The organism is Nocardia brasiliensis (genome assembly GCF_011801125.1).
Lineage (GTDB): Bacteria > Actinomycetota > Actinomycetes > Mycobacteriales > Mycobacteriaceae > Nocardia > Nocardia brasiliensis_C.
The window spans coordinates 7,694,129-7,716,057 of sequence record NZ_CP046171.1 but is presented as its reverse complement, the minus strand read 5'-3'; the positions used below and the strand labels follow the sequence as shown (position 1 = coordinate 7,716,057).

Below are 21,929 nucleotides of genomic sequence, written 5' to 3'. Positions count from 1 at the left end.
TGCCGGGCCCGCGAGATCACATCCTGCGTACAAAGGTGATACGGGTGAGCCCGGCAGACGGTTCAACGGTGAACCGGTGCGCGCCCGGTAGTGCTCAGAGCGAGATGGGGTCGCTGTACACCGCGTCGCTGGTCTGGCCCGCGGCGGTGACCAGGGTGAACTTCACGAAGGTGCGGATGGTGACCGGGCCGAGGGCCCCGGTGACGGTGATATGGGTGTTGGACAGATCCGCGTAGGCGAGGGGCTGGGTCAGCGTGAACTTGGCCAGCGACACCTCGGTGATTCCGCCGTGCCCGACCTGGAAGGACAGCTGCTGCGACGGCAGTACCGTGGCTTGCGCGCCCAGTTCGGCGCCGAGCTTGGCACTGAGCGGGAACTCGATCTGAGCGCCGGGTGTGGGCGCGAGATTGATCTGCGGGGTGACCCCGGCCGAGATTTCGGGACGGACCGCGCCGGAGACCGAGACCGAGGGCGAGTTCAGCGTGACGGTGATGCCGTTCGGCGCGAACGACATCGGATAGCCGACCTCGTAGCCCACCTCCATCACCGCGCTGGCGACGTGCCCGGCGGGCGGCCCGTCCACCTGTCCGATGCCGATGCCGGACAGGAATGCCTCGCGGCTGAACGGACTGCCGTCCAGCGGCGGGATGACCCTGGCGTCGGTGTTGGCCTCGGTGGTCATGATGGCGAAGCCGTCGAGCGTGGGTTTCACCTCTTGGTGGCCGATGCGGACGTTCAGCGTGGCCGGGTCGACGAACTCGGCCGACGCGGGTGCCGCCGTACCCACCAGCAGCGTCGAGACGAGCAAACCGACCGCGGGGGCCAGCAGCGCCGGCAGCTTCCTCAGGTTCTTCGGAGAGATCACCACAGCACCCTTTTCGCTTCGCCGGGCGGCATTCGCGCGCACCCAGCATCCTGCCGATTGAGTTCCTGAGCTCAGGCAGCGTCGGCTGAGTAAATCTCAGTGAATGTTCAGCAACCTACAAGAAGATGTATCTCCACGAAAGGGCTGAGGCTATTGTCCTGCAACACTTGTATGTACGTATACATCTACGTATAGTCGGATCATGCCCAATAAGACGATCTATGTTGCCGATGACGACTTGGCGCTGTTCCAGCGCGCCCAGGAGCTGGTTGGCGGCAATCTCTCCGGAGCGGTGACCACGGCGCTGCGCCGTTTCATCGAGCTGGAAGAGGGTCGTCAGGAGGGGTTCGACGAAATTATCGTCCGGGTCGGCCACAACGGTGTCCGGCAGGTCCGCTTCTCCGGCGTGCTGCTCATCGAGTCGAGCGAGTACACCGACGAGCGGCTGGAACACATCCGCGTGTACCGCAGTCGCAAGGGCAAGTACGTGCTGCACGCGCACTACAACGACTGGTCCGACTATCCCCAATCTGCAAATTGGCTCAAGGATCTGACGAACTGGCGGCGCATGCTCGGTGTCGGCGAACAGGACTGGGGTGACTACGTCCTGGAGATCGTGGACACGATCGAGGAGTTGAAAGGCAAGCTTTCTCCGAAGCTCTACGAGCGGGCGGTCGATCTGGCGAAGCGTCCCCAGATCGAAGACCTCGACATCTAGCCGAATCCGGCTCTCGGACAACTGGACAGCGACTGATCGGCCCTCCCGCCGCCCCGGAACATCGGGTGCGGTGTCGATCAGTCATGCGCACATGCGCATTCACTGATCTATATCGAAAGGGACCGCCATGGTCAACAGTCATCGCGCACCCGCCATTTCGGCGCTGGGCTTGCGCAAAGCATTCGGCGAGCAGGTGGTGCTCGACGGGATCGACATCGTCGTCCCCGAGGGCACGATCTATTCGCTGCTCGGCCCGAACGGCGCGGGCAAGACCACCACCGTGCAGATTCTCAGCACGCTCGGCCACGCCGACGGCGGTGAGCTGCGGGTCGGCGGCTACGACGTCGCGGCCGAGCGGGCCGCGGTGCGCGAAATCATCGGTGTCACCGGCCAATTCGTGGCCGTCGACGAACTGCTCACCGGCCGGGAGAACCTGCTGCTGATGAGCGATCTGCACCATCTGCCGCGCCGTGACGCCAGGCGGCTGGCGGCCGACCTGCTGGAACGTTTCGACCTGGTGGCGGCCGCAGACAAGCCCGCGTCCACCTACTCCGGCGGCATGACCCGGCGGCTGGACCTGGCGATGACGCTGGTGGGCGATCCGCGCATCATCTTCCTGGACGAGCCGACCACCGGGCTCGATCCGCGCAGCAGGCGGGTGATCTGGGAGATGATCCGCGGCCTGGTCGACGACTACCGCGTGACGGTCTTTCTCACCACCCAGTACCTGGAGGAAGCCGACCAGCTGGCCGACCGCATCGCCGTGCTCGACCACGGCCGCATCGTCGCACAGGGCACCGCGGCGGAGCTGAAGCGAATGGTGCCGGGCGGCCACATCCGGTTGCGTTTCGCCGCGCGCGCCGACCTGCTCGCGGCCTCCGCCGCGTTCGGCGTGGTGGCGGGCAGCGTCGCCGCCGACGACGACACCGCGGACCTCACGCTCGCGGTGCCGAGCGATGGCAGCGTGAAATCGCTACGCGCCGTGCTCGATCGGCTCGACTACGCGCAGATCCAGGTCGACGGCCTCGCTGTGCACACACCCGATCTCGACGATGTCTTCCTCACCCTCACCGGCCGCCCCACCTCCGAAAAGGAGTCCCTCGTATGAGCGCCATGTCCCTTGCCCTCGCCGATTCGGCGACGATGTTGCGGCGCAACCTGACTCACGCGAAGCGCTATCCGAGCATGAGCATCGGCGTCATCATGATGCCGACACTGTTGCTGCTCATCTTCAAGTTCGTCTTCGGCGGCGCGCTCGAAAAGTCCTCCGGCGGAAACTATGTCGACTATCTCGTGCCTGGGATGCTGTTGATGGTGCCCGCCTACATCACCGCGTCGGTGGCGGTGTCCATCGCGAACGACGCCGACAAGGGCATCGTGAACCGGTTCCGCACCATGGGCATCACCCAGTCCTCGATGCTGACCGGCCACGTGCTCGGTGCGCTGCTGCAGGCGCTGCTCGGCATCGCGGTCATGGGCGTGGTCGCGCTGCTGATCGGGTGGCGCCCGGCGGCGACGCCGGTCGAATGGCTCGCGGCGCTCGGCCTGCTCACGTTCATGATCTTCGGATTGAACTGGCTCGCCGTCGCGCTCGGGTTGTTGTCGCCGAACGCCGAGGGCGCGAGCAACATCGTCTTCCCGATCATCATGCTGCCGTTCCTCGGCAGCGGACTGGTCGCGCCCGACACGATGCCGGCCGGGCTGCGCCAATTCGCCGAGTATCAGCCGTTCACGCCGATCACCGAGACCGTGCGCGGGCTGTTGATGGGCGGTGCGATCGGCAGCAACGCGATCATCGCGATCGGGTGGTGCCTGGTGCTGACCATCGGTGGATTCTGCTGGGCCACTGCGATCTTCCGGCGCAAGACGGCGTGAGCGCCGTCGACGCTAGACCGCTGCCCGCAGGATCGTCTGCCCCGTCTGCGGCGAGCGGATCTCCACGCTCTGGATCCGCTCCGGCGCCACCTCGGTGGTTCTGGTCAAGGTCAGGGCGTCGCCAGGTCCGGCCGTCCAGCCGGCCAATTCGGCGGTGCGGCCGTCCTTCAGCGTCATCCACATCTGGAAGTCCGCGTTGTAGTCCGGACCGCCCGCGGCGTAGCTGCACGACAGCTCGACCGTCGCCTTGCCGTCGTTCGCGAGCAGCTTGAAGCTGGCCTGCACCGGCGTGGGCACCAGCGGATCCATCTGTCGCTGCGCGAAAACCGCTGCGGCGGTCGGCGAATCGGCTGCGGTCACGGTGCTGACGACCGGCACGGCGATCGCGACGGCCGCGGCGGCCGACGCGACGGCCGCCGCGATCGTGACCCAGCGGCCGCGCCGCCTGCGCCGCTCGGCGGCCGCGGCGAGGCGGGGCAGCAACCGCGGTGGTTGCGGCCCGGTCTCGGCCGGATCCGCCTCGGCGGCAAGGGTTGCGGGCGGCTCGATCATCGCCAGCGCGGTGTCCTGGTCCACCATCGCGAGCATGCCGGGCAGGCCGGCCAGCTCCGCGACCGCGGCCTGGCAGGCGGTGCAGCTCGCGAGATGTGCCTCGTACTCCTGACGTTCGGTGCGAGTCAGGGCGCCGAGTACGTACGGGGCATCCCACGTGGTGTAGTCGTCGGCAAGGTCCGTCACTGGTTCGTCACCCCCATCTCCTGTAGTGCCAGTCGTAACGCCCGCATGCCGTAGTGCATTCGGGACTTCACCGTGCCGGGCGGAATATCGAGTTCCTCGGCGATCTGCTGGGTGGACAGGCCCCGATAGTAGGCCCGCACGATCACCTCCCGATGGTCGGAACTCAGCTTGCCGAGCGCGTCCGCGACCAGCCATTTGTCCAGTGCGCGGTCGGCCTGGTCCGGCGCGGCCCGCTCCGGCGGTGCGTCGGTGCGGTACTCGCGCCGGTTGCGGGCGCTGCGGTGTTCATCCACGGCGAGATTGCGCGCCACGGTGAACAGCCACGCGCGCGCCGAAGTCGTGGCCTGATCCAGCACGTTCGGGCGTTGCCATGCCCGCAGCAGCGTCTCCTGCACGATGTCCTCGGCCCGGCCCGGATCGCGCACCAAACCGAGGGTGTAGCGCCACAGGGCGGACGCGTGCTCGTCGTAGAGGACCCGCAACAACTCGCTCTGGTCGTCGGGGTGCTCCGCCTCTCCGCGTATCAACCGCACAGGTAGGTGCCTCCGAACTCACGTCGCGGGCCGGCGCTCGATTGCCTCGCCGGATGCTCGGCGGGCTCCATGAGTTACCCAGGATCTCGCCGGAACGTCGTCTCGTTGTGATGCCGTTCGACGAGTACACGGTGTCAGTTGCGTTCTAGTTCAATCGGGTGGGTGGCGAGCAGGGAAAGCGGCAGGGGCTGGCGGCGTAATACATGGCCCCACAAATCCCGGCGGCCGGTGCTGATCGGATCGGACGGCAACGCGGACAATACGATCCAGTCGTCGTTTTCCAATTCGCCTTCCAGCTGTCCGAAGGTCCAGCCCGCATAACCTGCGAAAATACGGATGCCTTCGACCAGCCGGCCGATTTCTTCCTGATCGGCGTCCAGATCGACGAGCACCACGCGTCCGTCGATCCGGCGCAGGCCGGGCACGCCGTCGATGCTCGCGCCGACGCGCAGGGTGCCCAGGCACAGCGCCGCGTCACGTTTGACCGGACCGCCGATGAACAGGGTGCGCGGCGCGGCGGCCAGCTCTGTCCAGCGGGGTAACACGTCGTGCACGGCGGTATCGCTCGGCCGGTTCAGCACGACGCCGAGGCTGCCCGCCTCGTTGTGCTCGATGATGTAGACCACGGTGCGCCGGAAGGTCGGTTCCGCGAGTTCGGTCGCCGACACCAACAGGGTGCCGGCGCGCACCACCTGCTCGCCGTGCCGGAAATCGCGCCGCTTGCGGTCGCCGTGCCCGCCGCGAGTTTTCCGATCATCCGGGTCGTCTGCGCGTGCCACTCGGACATCATCGCAGTTGTTTCGGTGATTTGCTCCTTCTGCGGCGCAGTTCCGGCGATCGGATTTCGGCTCGGGGCCCCGAACCGGCCGCGGCGCGGCGTCGTAGAGTCCGTGTCATGGAACCTCCCGAGGTGCGCCTCGAGAACAGCGATACCGTGTACGACTTCTATCTCGAGCACCGTCAGAACCGGCTGAAAGCCTGGGGTGCGTACGCCATTCTCAGCCGTCGCTACTATCCGCGCATCGCCTATGCCGACGGCGCCCGCGCGGGTTTACGCGCGGCGATAAAACAGGGCCGACCGCTGTTGATCTCGATCAATCATCTTTCCGAGAACGATCCGTACACCGTCGCGGCGGCGGCGTGGCGCAGCGTGCTGCGCCCGGTGATCGGGCGGGTGCGAGTGCTGGCCAAGGACGAGCTCTTCGAGGAACCCGAACAGCGGCGCAAGATCGACATGATGGGCGGCATCCCGGTTTTCCGCGGCAAGGACCACGGGATTCGCGCGGTGAACGCGGCGGGGCAACGCATGATGGACATCTGCGCGCAGCGGATGGCCCGTGGTGACGGGGTCGCGGTGTTTCCCGAGGGCACCTGCAACGAGGTCGACCCGAGCCAGGTGCAGCCGGTCGGCAGCGGGATCGGGCACATCGCGTTCCGCGCGATGAAGCTCGGCGCCGCGCCGGTGCTGGTGTCGATGGGACTGAGCTACGGCAAGCGCGACGATCCCGCGGTGCAGCCGACGAAGGAGCAGGCCAAGTCGGCCAGCTTCTACTTCGGCGTGCCGATCACCGAGCTGCCTGCCAAGCCGGGCGATATCGCGCGGCTGGTCCGCACCGATCTGCAGCAGGCGCTCGACGGGGCCGTCGCGGCCTACTGAGGCAGGTTCAGGCTGTCGCGCGCCCAGTGCGGCACCATCACCAGGTATTCCGGCCTGGTCTGGATGAAGTGGTGCACCATCGGACACATCGGCAACGCGCCGAGCAGATCCGCGGCGGTGCTGTTCAGCGCGGCCTCGAGCAGGTCGCGGCCGTAACCCTGACCCTCGTAGTCGGGGTAGATCTCGGTGTGCACGAACGCGCGTTCGGACTGGGTGTCCTGGAAATCGGCATATCCGGCGAGCGCACCGTCGACATGGATCTCGAAACGTTCCAATGCGGTGTTGAGACGGACCTCGGTCGACATGGCTCGACGCTACTCCCGTGCGACGTCATCCGCGTATTCCACGGCACATCCGGCTCTATGCTGCCCGCCGTCGCGGCCCGCGTGCTGACCGGCGAAAACCGATGTTCGACTTGTCTGTTGCCTCCTACCTGCGCAGAATGCTCTTGATCGGGGGTCGCGCGCGTGTGCGTGGCGGCGGCCCGGGGAGGTACGAAACATGATGAAGGTAGGGCTGTTCGCGCGGGCGGCGCTCGCCATGGGCGCCGTGTGCCTGCTCGGTCCATCGATCGTGCCCGGTTTCGCCACTGCCGCGCCCGGCGTCGACTTCGGCGCCTGCCCGGACGGCGCCGTGGTCGCCGGGCACGGGGTGCGGTGCGCGGTCGTCGAGGTGCCGATGGACTACGCCGACCCGGACGGACCGCGGATCGAGTTGACCGTCAGCCGGATCGCGGCGAGCGGGGAGCGCCGCGGTGTGCTGTTCGCCAATCCAGGCGGACCCGGCGCGGACGGACTGGACTTCTGGGGATCGCGCACCGACGTGGTGCCCGCCGAGCTGGCCGCCCACTACGACCGGGTCGCGGTGCAGCCGCGCGGGTTGCGCTGGGCCACACCGCTGCTGTGTGCGGGCGCGGTGAAAGCAGAAGAGGGCGCCCAGGTTTCGCTGGGCGGCGGCAATCGCGCCGAGATCAAGCAGGCCTGCGAGGCGTCGCGGCCCGGCTACCTCGACACCATCACCACCGCGAACACCGCGCGTGATCTCGACGCGGTGCGGGCCGCGCTCGGGCTGGACCGGATCAGCTACCTCGGCACCTCCTACGGCACCTACCTCGGCGCGGTGTACGCCTCGCTGTTTCCGGACCGCGTCGAGCGAATGGTGTTGGACTCCAACGTCAATCCCGACTGGGTGTGGACCGAGGAGTTCGCCCAGCAGCAGATCGCGGGCAAACAGCGCCTCGACGACCTGTTCGCCTGGATCGCCGAGCACAGCGCCGAATACCACCTGGGTGACACCGCGTTGCAGGTCTACCAGCACTGGGTGCGGCTGGCGGCCGATCAGGGCGGCGGCTGGTACGCCAACCTGACCCCGCCGCCGGCCAGCCTCGCCGACCTGCCCGGCGCGCTGCCCGAGCCGCTCGCCGAGATCGCCCGCGACGGGTACAGCGGCAGCGTCGAGCAGGCGGGCAAGCTGCAGAATCTGGTGCGCACCTTGATCTCCGGCGGCGTCTCCGCGCAGGGGCCGCTGCTCGGCGCGACGTCCGTCGCCAGCTATACCCGCACCTTCTGGCCCGCGTTCGCGCGCGCCATGTCCGAGGCGGTCGCCGATCCGGCGAACGTGCGACGGCTGCGCGCCATCGCGGGCGCGACCGCCACCGACCCCACCGGGCGGTTCGTGTTCGCCGCGATCACCTGCAACGAGAACGCGATTCCCGGTCGCTTGGACGTGATCGGCGCCGCGGTCGCGACGATCGTCTCGGGCGGCAACGCGATGGACGCGCGCGCCGACCTGGTGCGTTCCGGAATGAGCTGCGGCACATGGAAACCCGTCACCACACCGGTGAAGATCAGCGGGGCGGGCCTGGCCACCCCGCCGCTGGTGCTGCAGAGCCGCCACGACGCCCTCACCAAATACGAAGGCGGCCCCGCGATGGCGCACGCGCTCAACGGTTCGCTCATCACGGTGGCCGGCGGCGACCACGGCAACTTCGCCCGCGGCAACCAGGTAGTCGACGACGCCGTCATGACCTACCTGCGTACCGGCCAGGTCACCATCACCGAAGCGCCCGAGGCGCCGATCCCGGACCGCTGAGCGATGCCGCCCCGGCGCGGTTTCGGCGTCGGCGCACGTCTGGCGGAGTGGACAGTAATCGCGGTGCGGCGTTGTCTGTCGCGGTGGCGCGGCCCACACTCCACCTATGAGGACGTGGACTCCGCTGCATGGGCACCCGTACGAACCGATTCCCTACCACCCGAACCGGATTCCGGCCGAGCAGGCGCTCGCCGCCTCCGCCGTGCTGCGCGCCAGGATGGACGAGCGCCGCACCGTGCGGATGTTCGCCACCGATCCGGTGCCAGAGCAACTCGTGCTCGACGCCATCGCGGTGGCCAACACCGCGCCCTCCGGTGCGCATCAACAGCCGTGGACCTTCGTGCTGGTGCAGGATCCCGAGGTGCGTGCCCGCATCAGGGCGGCCGCCGAAGCCGAGGAGCGCATCTCCTACAGCGGGCGGCTCGGCGAGGAATGGCTCTCTGCGCTGCGTCCGCTCGGCACCGACGAGCACAAGCCGCACTTGACCGATGCCCCTTACCTTTTGGTGGTCTTCCAGCAGCGTTACGGGTTACGCGAGGACGGCACCACCTATAAGCACTACTACGGCGACGAATCGGTCGGCATCGCCGTTGGCATGCTGCTCACCGCGCTGCATCTGAGCGGCCTGGCCGCGCTGACCCACACGCCGAGCCCGATGAAGTTCCTCGCCGAGGTGCTCGCCCGTCCGCGCAACGAGAAGGCCTTCGCGGTCATCCCCATCGGGTACCCCGCCGAGGACTCCGTTGTCCCCAATCTGACCCGTAAGTCCCTGGACCAGGTGCTGGTTCGCATCTGAGGCACGCGGCGGCCACGCCCACGTTTCCCCCGATGGAGGGAGGACGAATTCCGACTCGCGGGCGACGTGGGCCGAGGTCGATGCTCCGTACCGTGCGAAGGCAACGGCAGGCATTCCCCTGTCCGACACTGCCTTTCGTCAGGAGGACCCGTGCTTTCCGCCCTCGTACCGGCCTTTCGGACTCCGGAGCTGCGGCGGAAAATACTCTGCACCGTCGGGCTGCTCGCGCTGTATCGCCTCGGTGCGGCACTGCCCTCGCCCGGCGTCGACCTCGCGGCGGTGCGTACCTGTGTCGCGCTCGCCTCCGGCGGCGATGCCGCGGGCATCTACCAGCTCATCAACCTGTTCTCCGGCGGCGCGATGCTGCACCTTTCGGTGTTCGCGATCGGCATCACGCCCTACATCACCGCGGGGATCATCACGCAGCTGCTGACGGTCGTGATCCCGCGCTTCGAGGAACTGCGCAAGGAGGGCGCCACCGGTCAGGCGAAGATCACGCAGTACACCCGCTACCTGGCGATGGCGCTGGCGGTGCTGGAGGGCTCGACGCTGGTCGCTCTCGCCGCGCGGGGCCAACTCGGTCCGGATTGCGCGCGGCGATCGGCACCCAGCCGGATATCGAATGCGTCGCGGAGGCCGATCACAGTGCCGCAGCGGTGCGCGAGCTCGAGCGCCTGCGGCCCGACGTGGCGCTGATCGACCTCGACCTGCCCGGTTTCGACAGTCCGGCGGCCGTCGACGCGGTCGCGGCGCTGGGCGGCGGCACCCGCATTCTCACCCTCACCGGCAGTGCCTCCGACGAAAACCTCTATCGCGCACTCTGTCTCGGCGCGACGGGCTTTCTGGTGAAGACGCTGCCCGCCGACGGCCTGATCTCGGCCATCCGAATGGCGGCCCGGGGTGACGCCTTGATCGACCCGAACCTGACCCGCCGGCTGGTCACCCGGTTGACCGGTGGCAGCGAACCGTTCCCCAGCGCGCCCGAGGTCGAAAACCTCACCGCCCGTGAGCATCAGGTGTTGCAGCTGATCGCAAAGGCCTATACGAATCCGGAGATCGCCGCGGCGCTCGGAGTCGGTGAGCAGACCGTCAAGACCCATGTGTCCAATGTGCTGGCCAAACTCGGTGTCCGGGATCGGGTGCACGCGGCGGTCTACGCGCACACCCGGCGGATCGTCGCACCCCCGCACCAGTATCGGCCAGACGACCCGATCCGGATCCGCGTCTGACGTTGCGAACCCGAGCGAATAGCGCAGCGGGACCTGAACGATCATGACACCGCGCCGGGTTCACTTCGATTGCCGGTGCGGTGCCGGGCTCCAGTCCGGGACTTCGGCGAGCAGCGTGTCGGGGGCCGACAGCCGCCAGGCTTCGAAGACGAGCTCGGCCAGTTCGTCGGCATCGATGCCGTCCAGGTGGACGACGACCCAGCCGAAACCGCCTGCGGTGAACTGTTCTTCGAAGACCTGCGGTCGCTCGGCGATCAGGGCGCGCTGCTCGCACAGTGTCTGCTTCAGGCCGACGGTCTTGGTGCGCGGCCAGTAGTAGCCGAACACCTTCCCGCGCACCTTGTAGGAGGTGTACTTCTCGCCGGGGTTGCCGCGCACGTCGACCAGCGCTTCGATGATCCGGAAAAACTCATCACTCGGTACAGCCACCGCAAACCCCTCGCCGCCGGAGTCCGAATATACAACGGCCCCGGCCGCGTCCGCCCTGCCGTCAGGGCTGCGCCGGTTCCGGATCCGGCAGCTTCTCGCCGGTCTCGAGCAGCGTCTTGAGTCCGGACAGGATCGCGGGCCAACCGCCGCTGATGCCTTCCAGCACCCTGCTGCCCGGCGCGAAACCGTCGTGCACGACCGTCAGCTTGACCACCTCGCCCGCGGGCTCGAGTTCGAAGGTCACCTTGGAGCGCGGTTCGCGTGCCCAGGCGGCGACCTCGTCGGGGTTCATCTCGAAGGCGGTGGCGAACTCGGCGTCGAACGTGTGCCAGGTGTAGGACAGAGTGGTGTAGGGCTCGGCGACGAGCACCACCTGCTCGGGGTCCTTGCAATGCCAATCCTGTTGGTGCCACACCATTTCCGAGCCGGTCCGCCAGTCGGTGTCGAAGGTGGCGCCCCAGTAGCGGCTGGTGAACGCCGGGTCCGTCAGCGCCTGCCACAGCCGCTGCGGGGTGGTCTTGATGTAGGTGGTGTAGACGAAAGTGTTGTCGCTCATGGGATTTGCCTCCAATGCTTGTTTCAGATCCGCGAGTGCGTGCACTCGCCCGCGGTCGTACCGTTTGATCCAGCGCTCGGTGATGGCGTTGATGGGCTCGGCATTGAGGTAGTGCAGCTTCTCGCGGCCGCTGCGGCGGGTGCTGATCAGATTCGCCGCCTCGAGCACCGCGAGGTGCTTGCTGACCGACTGGCGGGCCATCGCCAGCCCCGCGCACAGTTCGCGCAGGGTCTGCCCGTTGCGCGCGTTGAGACTGTCCAGCAAACGCCTGCGGTGCGGGTCGGCCAGGGCTTTGAAGACCTCGTCCATGCCACCTTCTCGATATATGCATCCGTTCGGCTGCATGTTGCGAGAATAGGCAGCCGTTTGGCTGCATGTCAACGGTTGATGTCGGGGGCTGAGCGTTGTCCGGGCGGAATGTAGTAGATACGCTACGAAATGAGGGATACCCGCCATCGGAGGGAACAATGACAGTAGGTCGGGAGATCGTCCTCGACATCGAAAATCCGCGGCGCGAGTCCGGCTCCAGTGTGGCCGAGCGCCGCGTGGAGGCGATGCGGCGTGCCTACTGAGGTCATCTACAACCGCATCGCGATGCTGCGTGCCGAGCGCGGTATCTCGCGGCGCGAGTTGGCGGAGGCGCTCGGTGTGCACTACCAGACCATCGGCTACCTCGAGCGCGGCGAATACAGCCCGAGCCTGCATCTGGCATTGCGCATCGCGGCCTACTTCGAGGTCGCGGTGGAAGTGGTGTTCTCCACTCAGCCCTTTCCTCGGCTGGGCACCGGAACAGCTTGAGCCGGTGGAGGTCTCGGTCGGGCGCCGGACGGCCGTACCGGAACGAGGGATGACCGCCGCTGGGTCGGCGGCGGTCATCGGTCCCGGCTCTGGCTAGTCGGTGCTCACGCGCGGCCGCCGCCGAGCAGGGCGAAGGTGGAGACGGCCGTGCCCTGCTCCTCGCTGGCCGCGACCGCCTTGCGCCAAAAGGCCTGTGCGGTGTGCGAGAACGTCGCGTCGACACCGACCTCCTCGCTGGCATCGATGATGTGCTGCGCGCCGGCGTCCATCATCTTCAGGCTGGCCAGCGTGGCCCAGCCGCCGTTCTGGTTGGCGACCGCGAACTCCTCCATGAAGTATGGGTACGCGGCCGCGGAACGGACGGCGAACGGAATGAACTGCGCGATGCTGTTGCCGGACCGCTCGATCATCGCGGTCGCCTGGTCGAAGGCCAGCAGCCACGGGTGGAACATGGTCAGCAAGCCCTGGTAGAAGACCTGTGCCAGACCGTCGTCGGTGCCGAGGTACTCCTGCGGGCTCAGCGGACGCAGCAGTTCGGCGTGCGCGTCGAAGACCTCGCGCGGGCCGCTGTAGAAGATGTACGACGCGGGATGGACGAGGTTGTCGCCCGCCGACATCACACCGCCGGAAAGGAATTCGGCACCGTGCGAGCGCACCCACTCGGCGCCCTTGCGCGCCTGCTCGGGGGAGTCCGAGGACAGGTTGACGATCACCTTGCCCGCCAGCTGCGCGCTCGCCTGCTCGAGCACGGTGTACATGGCGGCGTAGTGGGTGAGGCTCAGCACCGTCACCTCGTTGGCCGCCAACGCCGCGGCGACGGTGTCGGCCCGCTTGGCGCCGAGTTCGACCATCGCGTCGACCTTGTCGGTGCTGCGGTTCCACACCGTCACCTCGACACCGGCGTCGAGGAAGGCGCGGACCATGGACTGACCCATCGGCCCGAGGCCGACGACGGAGACGGAACGGGGGGTGGTCTGATCGGACATTGTGTGTCCCTTCGGTTCTCGATTTCGGTGGGTTCGGCGCCGAGAGCAATAGTCGTTGCCGCAGGTAGGGTCGGGAAGACCGCACGTTCAGGTGTGGTTGCTTACCTCGAGGTTCGAGATGAGGTCAGAAGGAGTGCGGGGAACATGAGTAGTGACGCGGATCACGATGTGTGCGGCATGTCCGTGGCGATCGACGTGGTGGGCGGCAAGTGGAAACTGCACCTGATGTGGGCACTGGGCGCCAGCCCGCAGCGGTTCGGTGAGATCCGCCGCCTGCTCACCGGCGTCAGCGAAAAGGTGCTCGCGGAGAACCTGCGTCAGCTCGAGGCCTCCGGCGTCGTGCACCGCGAGGTCTTTCCCGAGGTGCCGCCGCGCGTCGAGTACTCGCTCACCCCGCTCGGTCAGGAATTGGCCGCCGCGTTGCGGCCGCTCGAGGAATGGGGCGAACGGCACCGCGCCGAACTGCTCGGCAACCTGCTGGCCTCGGCGAGTTAGGCGGCGTCAGCCCCGTGGCATGCCGCTCGGTGCTCGACTCACGGCGGCGGACATCTCATAGCTGATGCCGGGCGATCTTCGCCCCGACCTGCTCCAATAGTGTCGCGGCGGCGGCCATCGAGCGGTCCGGGTCCGGTTCGAGATCGGCGAGCGCGTAGCACTCGGCGAAGCCCGCCGCGCGAATCTCCCGGGCGCTGAGCAGCGTTCGGCCGACGGCCGCGACGGCGGGGACGCGCAGGGCGTTCGCGACCGCGCAGACGCCGATCGGCGCCTTACCGTGCAGGCTCTGCCGGTCCAAGGCGCCCTCGCCGGTGACGACCAGCGTCGCGCCGGCGAGCAGCGTTCGGAAATCCAGCAATTCGAGGATCACCTCGATGCCGCTGCGCACCTGCGCGCCGAGCACGGCGAGTGCCCCGAAGCCGGTGCCGCCCGCGGCGCCCGCGCCCGGCCGGTCCGCGAACTCCGGCCCGGCCAGTTGTGCCCAGTTGCGCAGTGCTGCTTCCAGTGTGCCGAGATCCGCTGCGCTCGCGCCCTTCTGGCGCGCGTAGACCGCCACCGCGCCCGCGGAGCCGAGCAGGGGATTGTCCACATCGGAGGCCACCGTAACGGTGCAGGCCCGCAGCCGTTGGTGCAGGCCGGACCGGTCGAGCCGGGCCGCTTGCGTCAAAGCCGCGCCGCCCCTTGGCAATTCGCGCCCGTCGGCGGTCAGGATGCGCCCGCCCAGCGCCTGCACCATGCCCGCCCCGCCGTCGGTGGAGGCGCTGCCGCCCAGGCCGAGCACGATCTCGGTGACGCCGTTGTCGAGCGCGTGCGCGAGCGCGACACCGAGCCCGTAGGTGCTCGCTTCCAGTGGATCGGTTTGTCCCCCTGGTAGTTTCACCAGTCCGACTACCGCGGCCAGTTCGATGACGGCGGTGCTGCCCCGCATCGCGTACGAGGCGTTCGTGACGACGCCGGTCGGGCCGGGCGCGACCAGCTCCACCCGTCGCCAGCCCGCGGTCACGAAGGCGTCCACGGTGCCGTCGCCGCCGTCGGCGACCGGCACCTGCTCGACCGTGACCGTCGGCGCGACGCGCGTGATGCCCGCCGCGAGCGCCGCCGCGACCTGCGGGGCGGTCAGCGACCCCTTGAACTTGTCCGGCGCGAGCACCACCCGGCGCGGGTCTTCCCGTGTCATCTCCACATTGTGCGGCGCGCGGATTCATCCCCAGCGCGCACCGGGCTGTGCATAAGTGTGGATAGCTCGCCGCACCTGCCTCTTCGTCAAAAGAGAGCAGTGCTCTTGCTTTCCGATTGCATGTGTGGGACGCTTATCGCAACAGAGAGCAGTGCTCACGCAAGGAGTGAAGAAATGGACCTCGGCACCCGCTACATCGGCCCCTCCGGTCTGGATCCGATCGTCAACCGGATCGCCAACTGGCTGCCCCGGATCGGCATCAGCGTGGCGGGTTCGCGGCTGCTCGCGGTGCGCGGGCGCAAGAGTGGACAGTGGCGGACCACGATGGTCAATCCGATGGTGCGCGAGGACGGCGCGCGATTCCTGGTCGCCCCGCGCGGGCACACCCAGTGGGTGCGTAATCTGCGGGTCGCGGGCGGCGGCGAACTGCGGCTCGGTCGCAAGGTCGAGCAGTTCACCGCGACCGAGGTCGCCGATGCGGACAAGGTGCCGCTGCTGCGGCTCTACCTGCGGAAGTGGGGCTGGGAGGTGGGCAAGTTCTTCGAGGGGGTCAACAAGGACGCCACCGACGAAGAGCTCGCCGCCATCGCTCCCGGCTTTCCCGTCTTCCGGATCGGCTGAAAGCCCGGCTCGCCGCGCTTTCGCGATCAGGCGGAGCGGACCAGGAATTCGATGGCCGCGGCGTAACCCTGGATGCCCATGCCCGCGACCACCGCGGTGGCGATCGGGGAGATGTAGGAGTGGTGCCGGAACTCCTCGCGCGCGTGCACGTTGCTGATGTGCACCTCGACGATCGGGACCTCCGGGATCACCAGCGCGTCCCGCAGCGCCACCGAGGTGTGGGTGAGTCCGCCGGGATTGATCACGATGGCCGATTCGACACCGCGCGCCCGATGGATCCGGTCGATCAGTGCCCCTTCGGAATTCGATTGAAATGCCGTGATCTCGCGACCGTACCGTTCGGCGGTCTGCCTGCAGAGCTCGACGACGTCGTCGAGGGTGGCCGACCCGTAGACCTCCGGCTGTCGGGTGCCGAGCATGTTCAGGTTCGGGCCGTTGAGAACCAGGATCGGGCCAGATGCGGACATGCTCGCAACATTAGGCCCTGGTCGCCCTAAAGGCCCTGTGGGCCCTCCGCGCGCAGATCATCGACTTTGCGCATCGCGTCGCGCAGCTCGGCCAGCCACGATTCCGCGTGCTGCCCGGCCAGTTTCACCGTCCAGGCCAGCGCGTCCGCGCGGGAGCGCGCCACGCCGGCGTCGACGAGTGTGTCGAGCACCTTGCGTTCGGGCTGGCGCAGCCGCGTCATCACGGGCACGGCCAGGTGCGTGAACAGGAGGCGTTCCCCGTCGACCGAGACGCCCCACGCGACGCTGCGGCCGTAGCGGCGTTGCGCTTCGTCGGCGATCTGCATCCGGGCGGGCCGGGTGGATTCACGGAAGCGGGAGACGGCCCCCTCCTTGGTCGCCCGCGGCACCTCGTCGGTCGGTGCTTCGGCGTCGCCGTCCGCGGGAGTGTCGGCGGCGGCGGTTTTCTCGGGCCGCGGGATCGGCAGTTCGCCGATGACGACGATCTCGTCCCGGTCGATCTCGAGCACGGGCGGACCGGTGAACCAGTCATCTGGCAACCTGCCAGCGAACCAATCCGCCGCGTCGGCGGGGTCGGGCAGGTCGGCCTGCTGCCAGCCGCCCGGTCGTCCGAAGCTCCGTCCCCGGTGGTGCTGTCTCATGGGGGATCACCTACTTACCGTTTTGTCCCACTTACAGTAATTACAAGATTACGTCGCATGTCGAGGCATTGGTTCCGCTCTGTGCGAACAGAGTTCGCCGCAGGTTCAGCCACCGGTACCGATGGCTGTTCTAGGGTTCGTCCGGACGCGGTCTGGGTACCCATTGATCCGAAACGCCGAGTAAGTCAGTAAGTGCACAACTTTGCGCGAGTGCCCGGTACGGTAGCGGCGCCGGTTGTCGCCGTAGCACTGGACACCGATCGAGATCGGACCCCCGAGACGGGAGATTTCGGGCACAATCGAGATGCTGAGCATGGGTAACGTCCGTGCGGCGGAGGCACCGCAGACAGGTCTTTTTCAGGTACGGTGGTCTTGTTACTGGAGTGACAAGAGTGAAGAGTGGGCGACATGGATGTGTGGGGATCCCGCCGCTTCCGCGTCCGGGGCGCTATGGCACTCGCGGGGGTGGCGGCGCTTGCGATCGCGATGGGATCGTGCGGGATACACGAGGGTAAGAACGAGGCCGAGGAGGTCGTCGAGCGGTTCACCGAGTTGCTCGACAAACAGGACTACACCCGGGCCTCGGAACTGACGTCCTATCCCACCGCGGCATCGGCAACCCTGAAGCAAATGTTCGCCGGCCTGCAGCCGGGCAAGGTGGATTACCGCAAGACGCAATTCATCGGGCTCGACGCGGAATCGGCCATCTTCAGCATGGACGCCGACTGGAACTTCGGCGACCGCAAGAACTGGAACTACAGCCTGCAGGGCAACGTGCGCAAGCTCGCGATCGGCTGGCGCATCTCGTGGGATCCGGCGATCGTCATGCCGCAGCTCGATCACAACCGCACCGTGCGCCTGGTGCGCACCCAGCCCGCGCCCGCGCCGAAGGTGAACGACATCGCGGGTCAGCCGCTGATGACCGAGCAGCCGATCAACGTGATCAAGCTCGACCCGGCGAAGATGCCAGATCCGGTGGGCTCGACCACCGCGCTGGCCAAGGCGATCGAGCCGGTCGCCCCGCTGATCACCGGACCGTCGTTGATGCAGCAGGTGGCCACCTCGCAGGGCAAGCCGGTGGTCGCGGTGAACCTGCGCGAATCCGACTTCGAGCTGCTGGAACCGGATATGGCGCCGATCCCGGGTGTCGTGATGGAAAAGCAGCAGCGGCTCATCTCCACCGACCGCCGCGTCTGGTCGCCCATGCTGGACGCGCTGCGCAAGGTGCAGCAGGAGAGCCAGGATCAGCATTCCGGTTGGGGCGTCCAGATATTCGAGCAGGACGGCCGGTTCGTCACACAGCTGGCCGGCGAGCAGGGCCCGCCCGGTCCGGATATCGCGGGCACCATGGACCAGCGGTTGCAGCGTGCCGCCGAGGACGCGGTGGTCAGCGCGCCGACGCCCGCGTCGATCGTGGCGATCCAGCCCTCCAGCGGCGCGGTGGTCGCGGTCGCGCAGAACACCCAGGCCAGCGAGCACGGGCCGGTGGCGTTCACCGGGCTGTACCCGGTCGGCGGCAATATCGAGCTGTTCCGCGCCATCGCCGCGATCACCAAAGGTAAGGCGCCGCAGGATGTTCCGGTGCCGGAGGCGGCCGAGTTCGCGCCCGCGCTCGGTGTCGGCGTCGACTTCAAGGTGCCCGGTCTCGACGAGGTGACCGGGCGGCTCGCCGTCGCGGGCCGCAGCGAGCAGGTCCGCCAGGGCGGTGGCTCGGACGCGGTGCTGGCCAGCCCGTTCGGCATGGCGATCGCCGCGGCCGCGATCGCCCGTGGCTCGGTGCCGCCGCCGCTGATCGAGGTCGCGCGGCCGAGCACCACCGACGCGCAGCTCGCCCCGCTCTCGCCCGAGATCACCGAGCGGCTGCGCGCGATGCTGCGCGACGCGACCAATGCCCCCGAGTTCACGAGCCTACGGATGTATCGCGACGTCACCGGTTTCGCGGCGACCGCGGGCCGCGACGGCTGGCTCATCGCGAACATGGGTGACCTGGCCTTCGCGGTCCACATCAACGATGTGGACAGTACCGACGCGACCGCGCGCATGGCGGTGCGGATGCTGCGCTCGCTGGCGACCCCGGATCCCTAGTTCAACGCTTTGATGGCGGCTCGCCAGCCGAGCAGGAACAGCGCCAGCACCACGCCCGCGACCAGCACGAAGCTCAACGCGGTGCCCTGACCGCTCACCACCCGCAGCAGCATGCCGCCGCCGAGCGTGCCGAGCCAGACCAGGATCCCGGTGGGCCACAGCGCCGTTCCGTCGAACCGCGCGATCCGCCCGGCATCGCCGAACAGCCTGCTCGCCGCGGCAACGGCGACCAGCCAGCCGATGGCGAGGCCGATCGCGAACGGCCACAGCGTGCGCAGCAGGCCGGTGAGTACCGCTTCGTCGTGGCTTCGCCTGCCGATCGCGCAGAACAAGATCACCAGGAGCGCATCGACAACCAACGGCACCAGTTTCTTCACGCGGGTCAGCGTAGTGGGCGCGGCCGCGCCGAATGTGAAGCACCTGCGGCGCTGCGTGTTCGGCCGGGTGCGTTCAGAACCGCCGCTGGGAGAATTCCTTCTCGTACTCGGCGTCGTCGTCCTGCGGGGTGCGGAACAGGAAGAGGAACACGATCCATCCGACGATCGCCACCAGGATGAAGCTCACCATGCGGTAGACGAACGCGGCGGCCACCGCCTGCGCGGCGGGCAGGCCCGCGGCCGCGGTGAGACCGTAGATGAGGGTCGCGTCGACGTAGACGATCCCGCCGGGGGCGAACGGGATCGAGCCGACGGCCTTGCCGAGCGCGAAGGCGAGCAGCAGCCCGGCCAGGCGCGGGTCGCCGCCGACGGCATAGCAGGCCGCGCCGAGGCAGGCCACGTCGGCGAAGCGGTGCACCAGCGCCCAGAGCGCGACCAGCGCCCCGTCGCGCTTGCCCAGCTCCACCGACTCCAATTGCGCCAGCACGTCGCCGATCTTGCTCGCGCCCTGGCCCGCTGGTCGTTTGCGCAGTCGGTTCACCAGCCCGAGCGCCCGGCGCAGCAGCGCCTCCAGCGAGCCGGGATTGCGCGAGATGTAGTTGCCGCCCCACACCAGCGCGACGACCGCGGCGAGCGAGAAGACCAGCTTGAACGGGCCGATGGTGCCGCCGGAGAGCAGCGTGCCGCCGACGCCGAGCAGCGCGAGACCCACGGCGGCGACCACGCCGGAGAACACCAGCTGCCAGGACGCCACGATCGGGCTCGCGCCGAATCGGCGGGTGTGCCGATAGGTGAAGGCGGTGGAGAACACCTGGCCCGCGGGCAGCGTGACGGACATGGCGGTGGCGCCGTAGACCACCGCGACGGATTTACGCTGGCTCACCTCGACGCCGCCCGCGTTCAGCAGTTGTTTCTGCACCCGGCCGAATCCACTCATCGACAACGCCTGCAACCAAATACACGCGGCGACCCAGCCCCAATGAATTTCGCTGAGTTTTCGCCATGATTCGTGCAGCCGCGGCCACAGATAGACGCCCTCGCCGATCAACAATGCCAGCAGGGCGATACCGGCGACCCATTTGAGCCACCAGAATTTGCCACGGCGGGTCTCGTCCGTGTGCGCCGGCGCAGGTTCTCCGGCCAGTTCCCCGTGGGCCGTCACCCGGTCAGCCTAACGAACGCACCGTTTCGGCGTCTGCCTCCTCGGTATGCCGGACGCTTTCTTTCGGCCAGGCCAGCAGGGTTTTTCGGCGGCGGCCACGCAGTTGTACCTCTTCGCCGGTTTCCCATTTGTCCTGCTCGCTTTCATCGGCGAAATACAGCGCGCTGCCGGAGGCCAGGGTGCGCCCCGGCTGGTCTTTGGCGAGCTCGGTCAGCCGGGATGCCTCGTTGACCGGATCTCCGATCACCGTGTATTCGAAACGATTTGCCGCGCCGATATTTCCGGCGACGGCCAGCCCGGCCGACACCCCGATCCCGATGTCGAGACCGGGCACCTGCCGCAATACCTCGCGCAGTTCCCTGGCGGCGGCCAGTGCCGCGGTCGGTGCGTCCGGGCGGTCCAGCGGTGCGCCGAAGATGGCCAGCGCGGCGTCGCCGACGAACTTGTTGACGAAGCCGTTGTGCCGGTCGATGACGTCGACCACGATCCGGAAGAACTCGTTGAGCAGGCTCACCACCTCGGTGGGCGGGCGCTCGGCTGCGGTCGCGGTGGAGCCGACCATATCGACGAACAGCACCGCGACGAACCGGGTCTCACCGCCGAGCTCGGTGCCGTAGTCCAGCGCGCGCTGGGCCACCTCCTCGCCCACGTGCTGGCCGAACAGCTCCTGCAACTGGCGGCGTTTGGCGGCCTCCTCCATCATCCGGTTGAAGCCGACCTGCAGCAGGCCGATCTCGCTGCCGTCGAAGACCTCGACCTGGACGTCGCGCGCGCCCTCCTGCACCCGGTCGATGGCCTGGCTGAGCTGGCGCACCGGGTCGGAGATGCTGGAACCGGTGAGCATCGAGAGCGCGAGCGCCTGCAGGATGACCACGCCGCAGAGCAGCAGGATGGAGATCGCCAGCGATTGCGCGGAGAACTTCACGTCCGAGGAGATCTGCGTGATACACAGCAGCACGATGGCGATCGTCGGCGCGAAGGTGCCCATGCCCCAGGTCATGGCCATCCGGGTGCCGACACCGGGGGTCAGGGTGTGATCGAAGGTGCCCGCGGTCAGCGCCTCGGCGGCGACCGGGCGCAGGATCCGCTCGCCGAGCATGTAGGTGAAGCCGAACACGATGGTGGCGGCCATGCACTCGGTGACGATCACCGCGCCGGCCAGCTTGGGTTCCTCCGAAATGATCAGGCCGGCCAGGATCGCGCCGCCGATCAGCCATAGCGCCAGGTGCAGGATCGCCTGGCGCAGCGGCGCGTGCAGCGCGGCCATCTGTTCCTGCCTGCTCGGCGGCCCGCCGCGCATCTGCCAGCGCATCACCGGGCGCAGCATCAGCGCGGACGCGACCGCGCTGAGCATGCCGCCGGTGATGAACACCAGGCCGGGAACCAGCAGGCCGGTGTTCCTGGCACCGGACTGCGCGTCCTCGGGGACTGGGAGGCCGTACTGGATGAACGCCCACACCAGCACCGCGCCGAACGCGTTGGCCAGCAGCATCGATGCCAGGTACAGCGGCCAGCGCGTTCGCATGGTCTGTTTGACCGCTTCCAGGGGCGCTGACACAACCAACAATCTAGCGTTTCGATCACGCGTCCATCGCCGCGGCGCTGTCGCGCCGGTGCGGTTCAGCCTGGGCTC

At 68.0% G+C, this 21,929-nt stretch carries 25 protein-coding genes and 1 pseudogene; 12 read left to right on the top strand and 14 right to left on the bottom strand.

From position 1 onward, the window contains the following. Positions 1-94: 94 nt before the first annotated feature. Positions 95-865, bottom strand: a complete 771-nt coding sequence (locus F5X71_RS35415; protein ID WP_167465900.1) for an MspA family porin — start codon at positions 863-865, stop codon at positions 95-97. A gap of 202 nt (positions 866-1,067) precedes the next feature. Between F5X71_RS35415 and F5X71_RS35410 the strand changes: the two genes are divergently transcribed. The 3 genes from F5X71_RS35410 to F5X71_RS35400 all read left to right on the top strand — a co-directional run bounded on the left by F5X71_RS35410 (position 1,068) and on the right by F5X71_RS35400 (position 3,458). Next, complete coding sequence (locus tag F5X71_RS35410) at positions 1,068-1,583, top strand: EXLDI protein (RefSeq protein ID WP_167465899.1); 516 nt, start codon at positions 1,068-1,070, stop codon at positions 1,581-1,583. A 127-nt stretch (positions 1,584-1,710) separates the two neighbouring features. Continuing rightward, on the top strand, positions 1,711-2,691 hold the full coding sequence (locus F5X71_RS35405) for an ATP-binding cassette domain-containing protein (protein ID WP_167465898.1): 981 nt from the start codon (positions 1,711-1,713) through the stop codon (positions 2,689-2,691). Beyond that, on the top strand, positions 2,688-3,458 hold the full coding sequence (locus F5X71_RS35400; protein ID WP_167465897.1) for an ABC transporter permease: 771 nt from the start codon (positions 2,688-2,690) through the stop codon (positions 3,456-3,458). The genes F5X71_RS35405 and F5X71_RS35400 overlap by 4 nt, the downstream gene beginning before the upstream one ends. Before the next feature lie 12 nt (positions 3,459-3,470). On the opposite strand, the gene F5X71_RS35395 is transcribed toward F5X71_RS35400, so the two are convergent. The 3 genes from F5X71_RS35395 to F5X71_RS35385 all read right to left on the bottom strand — a co-directional run bounded on the left by F5X71_RS35395 (position 3,471) and on the right by F5X71_RS35385 (position 5,508). Next, a complete protein-coding gene (locus F5X71_RS35395) occupies positions 3,471-4,196 on the bottom strand; it encodes an anti-sigma factor family protein (RefSeq protein WP_167465896.1) in 726 nt (241 codons plus the stop codon). Then, a complete protein-coding gene (locus F5X71_RS35390) occupies positions 4,193-4,729 on the bottom strand; it encodes a sigma-70 family RNA polymerase sigma factor (protein WP_275106761.1) in 537 nt (178 codons plus the stop codon). Before F5X71_RS35390 ends, F5X71_RS35395 begins: the two co-directional genes overlap by 4 nt. A gap of 134 nt (positions 4,730-4,863) precedes the next feature. Further along, complete coding sequence (locus tag F5X71_RS35385) at positions 4,864-5,508, bottom strand: YqgE/AlgH family protein (RefSeq protein WP_167465895.1); 645 nt, start codon at positions 5,506-5,508, stop codon at positions 4,864-4,866. Between the two features lie 116 nt (positions 5,509-5,624). Between F5X71_RS35385 and F5X71_RS35380 the strand changes: the two genes are divergently transcribed. Next, entirely contained in the window at positions 5,625-6,386 is a 762-nt protein-coding gene (locus F5X71_RS35380; RefSeq protein WP_167465894.1) for a lysophospholipid acyltransferase family protein, read from the top strand. On the opposite strand, the gene F5X71_RS35375 is transcribed toward F5X71_RS35380, so the two are convergent. Further along, positions 6,380-6,691 (bottom strand): GNAT family N-acetyltransferase, encoded by a 312-nt coding sequence (locus F5X71_RS35375; RefSeq protein ID WP_167465893.1) that lies wholly within the window; start codon positions 6,689-6,691, stop codon positions 6,380-6,382. The genes F5X71_RS35380 and F5X71_RS35375 overlap by 7 nt on opposite strands. Positions 6,692-6,887: 196 nt before the next feature. Between F5X71_RS35375 and F5X71_RS35370 the strand changes: the two genes are divergently transcribed. The 4 genes and pseudogenes from F5X71_RS35370 to F5X71_RS35355 all read left to right on the top strand — a co-directional run bounded on the left by F5X71_RS35370 (position 6,888) and on the right by F5X71_RS35355 (position 10,502). Beyond that, complete coding sequence (locus tag F5X71_RS35370) at positions 6,888-8,477, top strand: alpha/beta hydrolase (protein ID WP_167465892.1); 1,590 nt, start codon at positions 6,888-6,890, stop codon at positions 8,475-8,477. A 106-nt stretch (positions 8,478-8,583) separates the two neighbouring features. Continuing rightward, on the top strand, positions 8,584-9,273 hold the full coding sequence (locus tag F5X71_RS35365) for a nitroreductase family protein (RefSeq protein WP_167465891.1): 690 nt from the start codon (positions 8,584-8,586) through the stop codon (positions 9,271-9,273). 150 nt (positions 9,274-9,423) lie between these two features. Continuing rightward, positions 9,424-9,867 (top strand): annotated as a pseudogene (locus F5X71_RS35360) (preprotein translocase subunit SecY); the annotation flags it as partial. Continuing rightward, positions 9,861-10,502, top strand: coding sequence for a LuxR C-terminal-related transcriptional regulator (locus tag F5X71_RS35355; RefSeq protein ID WP_167465890.1), 642 nt, complete (start codon positions 9,861-9,863; stop codon positions 10,500-10,502). The pseudogene F5X71_RS35360 and the gene F5X71_RS35355, both read left to right, overlap by 7 nt. Before the next feature lie 60 nt (positions 10,503-10,562). Here F5X71_RS35355 and F5X71_RS35350 read toward each other — a convergent pair whose 3' ends face one another. Both F5X71_RS35350 and F5X71_RS35345 read right to left on the bottom strand, forming a co-directional pair. After that, positions 10,563-10,931, bottom strand: a complete 369-nt coding sequence (locus tag F5X71_RS35350; protein ID WP_167465889.1) for an MmcQ/YjbR family DNA-binding protein — start codon at positions 10,929-10,931, stop codon at positions 10,563-10,565. 61 nt (positions 10,932-10,992) lie between these two features. Further along, entirely contained in the window at positions 10,993-11,796 is an 804-nt protein-coding gene (locus tag F5X71_RS35345; RefSeq protein ID WP_167465888.1) for an ArsR/SmtB family transcription factor, read from the bottom strand. A 252-nt stretch (positions 11,797-12,048) separates the two neighbouring features. Between F5X71_RS35345 and F5X71_RS35340 the strand changes: the two genes are divergently transcribed. Further along, positions 12,049-12,285 (top strand): helix-turn-helix transcriptional regulator, encoded by a 237-nt coding sequence (locus F5X71_RS35340; RefSeq protein ID WP_167465887.1) that lies wholly within the window; start codon positions 12,049-12,051, stop codon positions 12,283-12,285. Between the two features lie 104 nt (positions 12,286-12,389). On the opposite strand, the gene F5X71_RS35335 is transcribed toward F5X71_RS35340, so the two are convergent. Next, on the bottom strand, positions 12,390-13,271 hold the full coding sequence (locus F5X71_RS35335) for an NAD(P)-dependent oxidoreductase (protein WP_167465886.1): 882 nt from the start codon (positions 13,269-13,271) through the stop codon (positions 12,390-12,392). Positions 13,272-13,415: 144 nt separating this feature from the next. On the opposite strand from F5X71_RS35335, the gene F5X71_RS35330 reads away from it, so the two are divergent. After that, a complete protein-coding gene (locus F5X71_RS35330) occupies positions 13,416-13,766 on the top strand; it encodes a winged helix-turn-helix transcriptional regulator (RefSeq protein ID WP_167465885.1) in 351 nt (116 codons plus the stop codon). A 55-nt stretch (positions 13,767-13,821) separates the two neighbouring features. Here F5X71_RS35330 and F5X71_RS35325 read toward each other — a convergent pair whose 3' ends face one another. Further along, entirely contained in the window at positions 13,822-14,943 is a 1,122-nt protein-coding gene (locus F5X71_RS35325; protein ID WP_167465884.1) for a glycerate kinase, read from the bottom strand. Positions 14,944-15,117: 174 nt separating this feature from the next. Between F5X71_RS35325 and F5X71_RS35320 the strand changes: the two genes are divergently transcribed. Next, positions 15,118-15,564, top strand: coding sequence for a nitroreductase family deazaflavin-dependent oxidoreductase (locus F5X71_RS35320; RefSeq protein WP_167465883.1), 447 nt, complete (start codon positions 15,118-15,120; stop codon positions 15,562-15,564). Positions 15,565-15,590: 26 nt separating this feature from the next. On the opposite strand, the gene aroQ is transcribed toward F5X71_RS35320, so the two are convergent. Both aroQ and F5X71_RS35310 read right to left on the bottom strand, forming a co-directional pair. Further along, positions 15,591-16,031, bottom strand: coding sequence for a type II 3-dehydroquinate dehydratase (gene aroQ / locus F5X71_RS35315; protein WP_167465882.1), 441 nt, complete (start codon positions 16,029-16,031; stop codon positions 15,591-15,593). A 26-nt stretch (positions 16,032-16,057) separates the two neighbouring features. After that, entirely contained in the window at positions 16,058-16,672 is a 615-nt protein-coding gene (locus F5X71_RS35310) for a hypothetical protein (protein WP_167465881.1), read from the bottom strand. A 408-nt stretch (positions 16,673-17,080) separates the two neighbouring features. On the opposite strand from F5X71_RS35310, the gene F5X71_RS35305 reads away from it, so the two are divergent. After that, positions 17,081-18,757, top strand: coding sequence for an NTF2-like N-terminal transpeptidase domain-containing protein (locus F5X71_RS35305; RefSeq protein WP_238815628.1), 1,677 nt, complete (start codon positions 17,081-17,083; stop codon positions 18,755-18,757). On the opposite strand, the gene F5X71_RS35300 is transcribed toward F5X71_RS35305, so the two are convergent. From F5X71_RS35300 to F5X71_RS35290, 3 genes are all read right to left on the bottom strand, one after another. After that, on the bottom strand, positions 18,754-19,134 hold the full coding sequence (locus tag F5X71_RS35300) for a DUF3054 domain-containing protein (RefSeq protein WP_167465880.1): 381 nt from the start codon (positions 19,132-19,134) through the stop codon (positions 18,754-18,756). The genes F5X71_RS35305 and F5X71_RS35300 overlap by 4 nt on opposite strands. 73 nt (positions 19,135-19,207) lie before the next feature. Further along, positions 19,208-20,296: a lysylphosphatidylglycerol synthase transmembrane domain-containing protein gene (locus tag F5X71_RS35295; protein ID WP_167465879.1), complete on the bottom strand. Its 1,089-nt coding sequence runs from the start codon at positions 20,294-20,296 to the stop codon at positions 19,208-19,210. Between the two features lie 4 nt (positions 20,297-20,300). Then, the gene (locus tag F5X71_RS35290; RefSeq protein WP_174817290.1) at positions 20,301-21,821 is read right to left on the bottom strand and encodes an adenylate/guanylate cyclase domain-containing protein; all 1,521 of its coding nucleotides are present in this window, start codon (positions 21,819-21,821) and stop codon (positions 20,301-20,303) included. Between the last annotated feature and the right edge of the window lie 108 nt (positions 21,822-21,929).

What these genes read in the sequence shown, in the direction of transcription:
- F5X71_RS35410 (WP_167465899.1), top strand. Translation starts at nt 1,068, where the DNA reads ATGCCCAATAAGACGATCTATGTTGCCGATGACGACTTGGCGCTGTTC.
- F5X71_RS35405 (WP_167465898.1), top strand. Translation starts at nt 1,711, where the DNA reads ATGGTCAACAGTCATCGCGCACCCGCCATTTCGGCGCTGGGCTTGCGC.
- F5X71_RS35400 (WP_167465897.1), top strand. Translation starts at nt 2,688, where the DNA reads ATGAGCGCCATGTCCCTTGCCCTCGCCGATTCGGCGACGATGTTGCGG.
- F5X71_RS35380 (WP_167465894.1), top strand. Translation starts at nt 5,625, where the DNA reads ATGGAACCTCCCGAGGTGCGCCTCGAGAACAGCGATACCGTGTACGAC.
- F5X71_RS35375 (WP_167465893.1), bottom strand. Translation starts at nt 6,691, where the DNA reads ATGTCGACCGAGGTCCGTCTCAACACCGCATTGGAACGTTTCGAGATC.
- F5X71_RS35370 (WP_167465892.1), top strand. Translation starts at nt 6,888, where the DNA reads ATGATGAAGGTAGGGCTGTTCGCGCGGGCGGCGCTCGCCATGGGCGCC.
- F5X71_RS35365 (WP_167465891.1), top strand. Translation starts at nt 8,584, where the DNA reads ATGAGGACGTGGACTCCGCTGCATGGGCACCCGTACGAACCGATTCCC.
- F5X71_RS35345 (WP_167465888.1), bottom strand. Translation starts at nt 11,796, where the DNA reads ATGGACGAGGTCTTCAAAGCCCTGGCCGACCCGCACCGCAGGCGTTTG.
- F5X71_RS35335 (WP_167465886.1), bottom strand. Translation starts at nt 13,271, where the DNA reads ATGTCCGATCAGACCACCCCCCGTTCCGTCTCCGTCGTCGGCCTCGGG.
- F5X71_RS35330 (WP_167465885.1), top strand. Translation starts at nt 13,416, where the DNA reads ATGAGTAGTGACGCGGATCACGATGTGTGCGGCATGTCCGTGGCGATC.
- F5X71_RS35325 (WP_167465884.1), bottom strand. Translation starts at nt 14,943, where the DNA reads ATGACACGGGAAGACCCGCGCCGGGTGGTGCTCGCGCCGGACAAGTTC.
- F5X71_RS35320 (WP_167465883.1), top strand. Translation starts at nt 15,118, where the DNA reads ATGGACCTCGGCACCCGCTACATCGGCCCCTCCGGTCTGGATCCGATC.
- aroQ (WP_167465882.1), bottom strand. Translation starts at nt 16,031, where the DNA reads ATGTCCGCATCTGGCCCGATCCTGGTTCTCAACGGCCCGAACCTGAAC.
- F5X71_RS35310 (WP_167465881.1), bottom strand. Translation starts at nt 16,672, where the DNA reads ATGAGACAGCACCACCGGGGACGGAGCTTCGGACGACCGGGCGGCTGG.
- F5X71_RS35305 (WP_238815628.1), top strand. Translation starts at nt 17,081, where the DNA reads ATGGATGTGTGGGGATCCCGCCGCTTCCGCGTCCGGGGCGCTATGGCA.
- F5X71_RS35290 (WP_174817290.1), bottom strand. Translation starts at nt 21,821, where the DNA reads ATGCGAACGCGCTGGCCGCTGTACCTGGCATCGATGCTGCTGGCCAAC.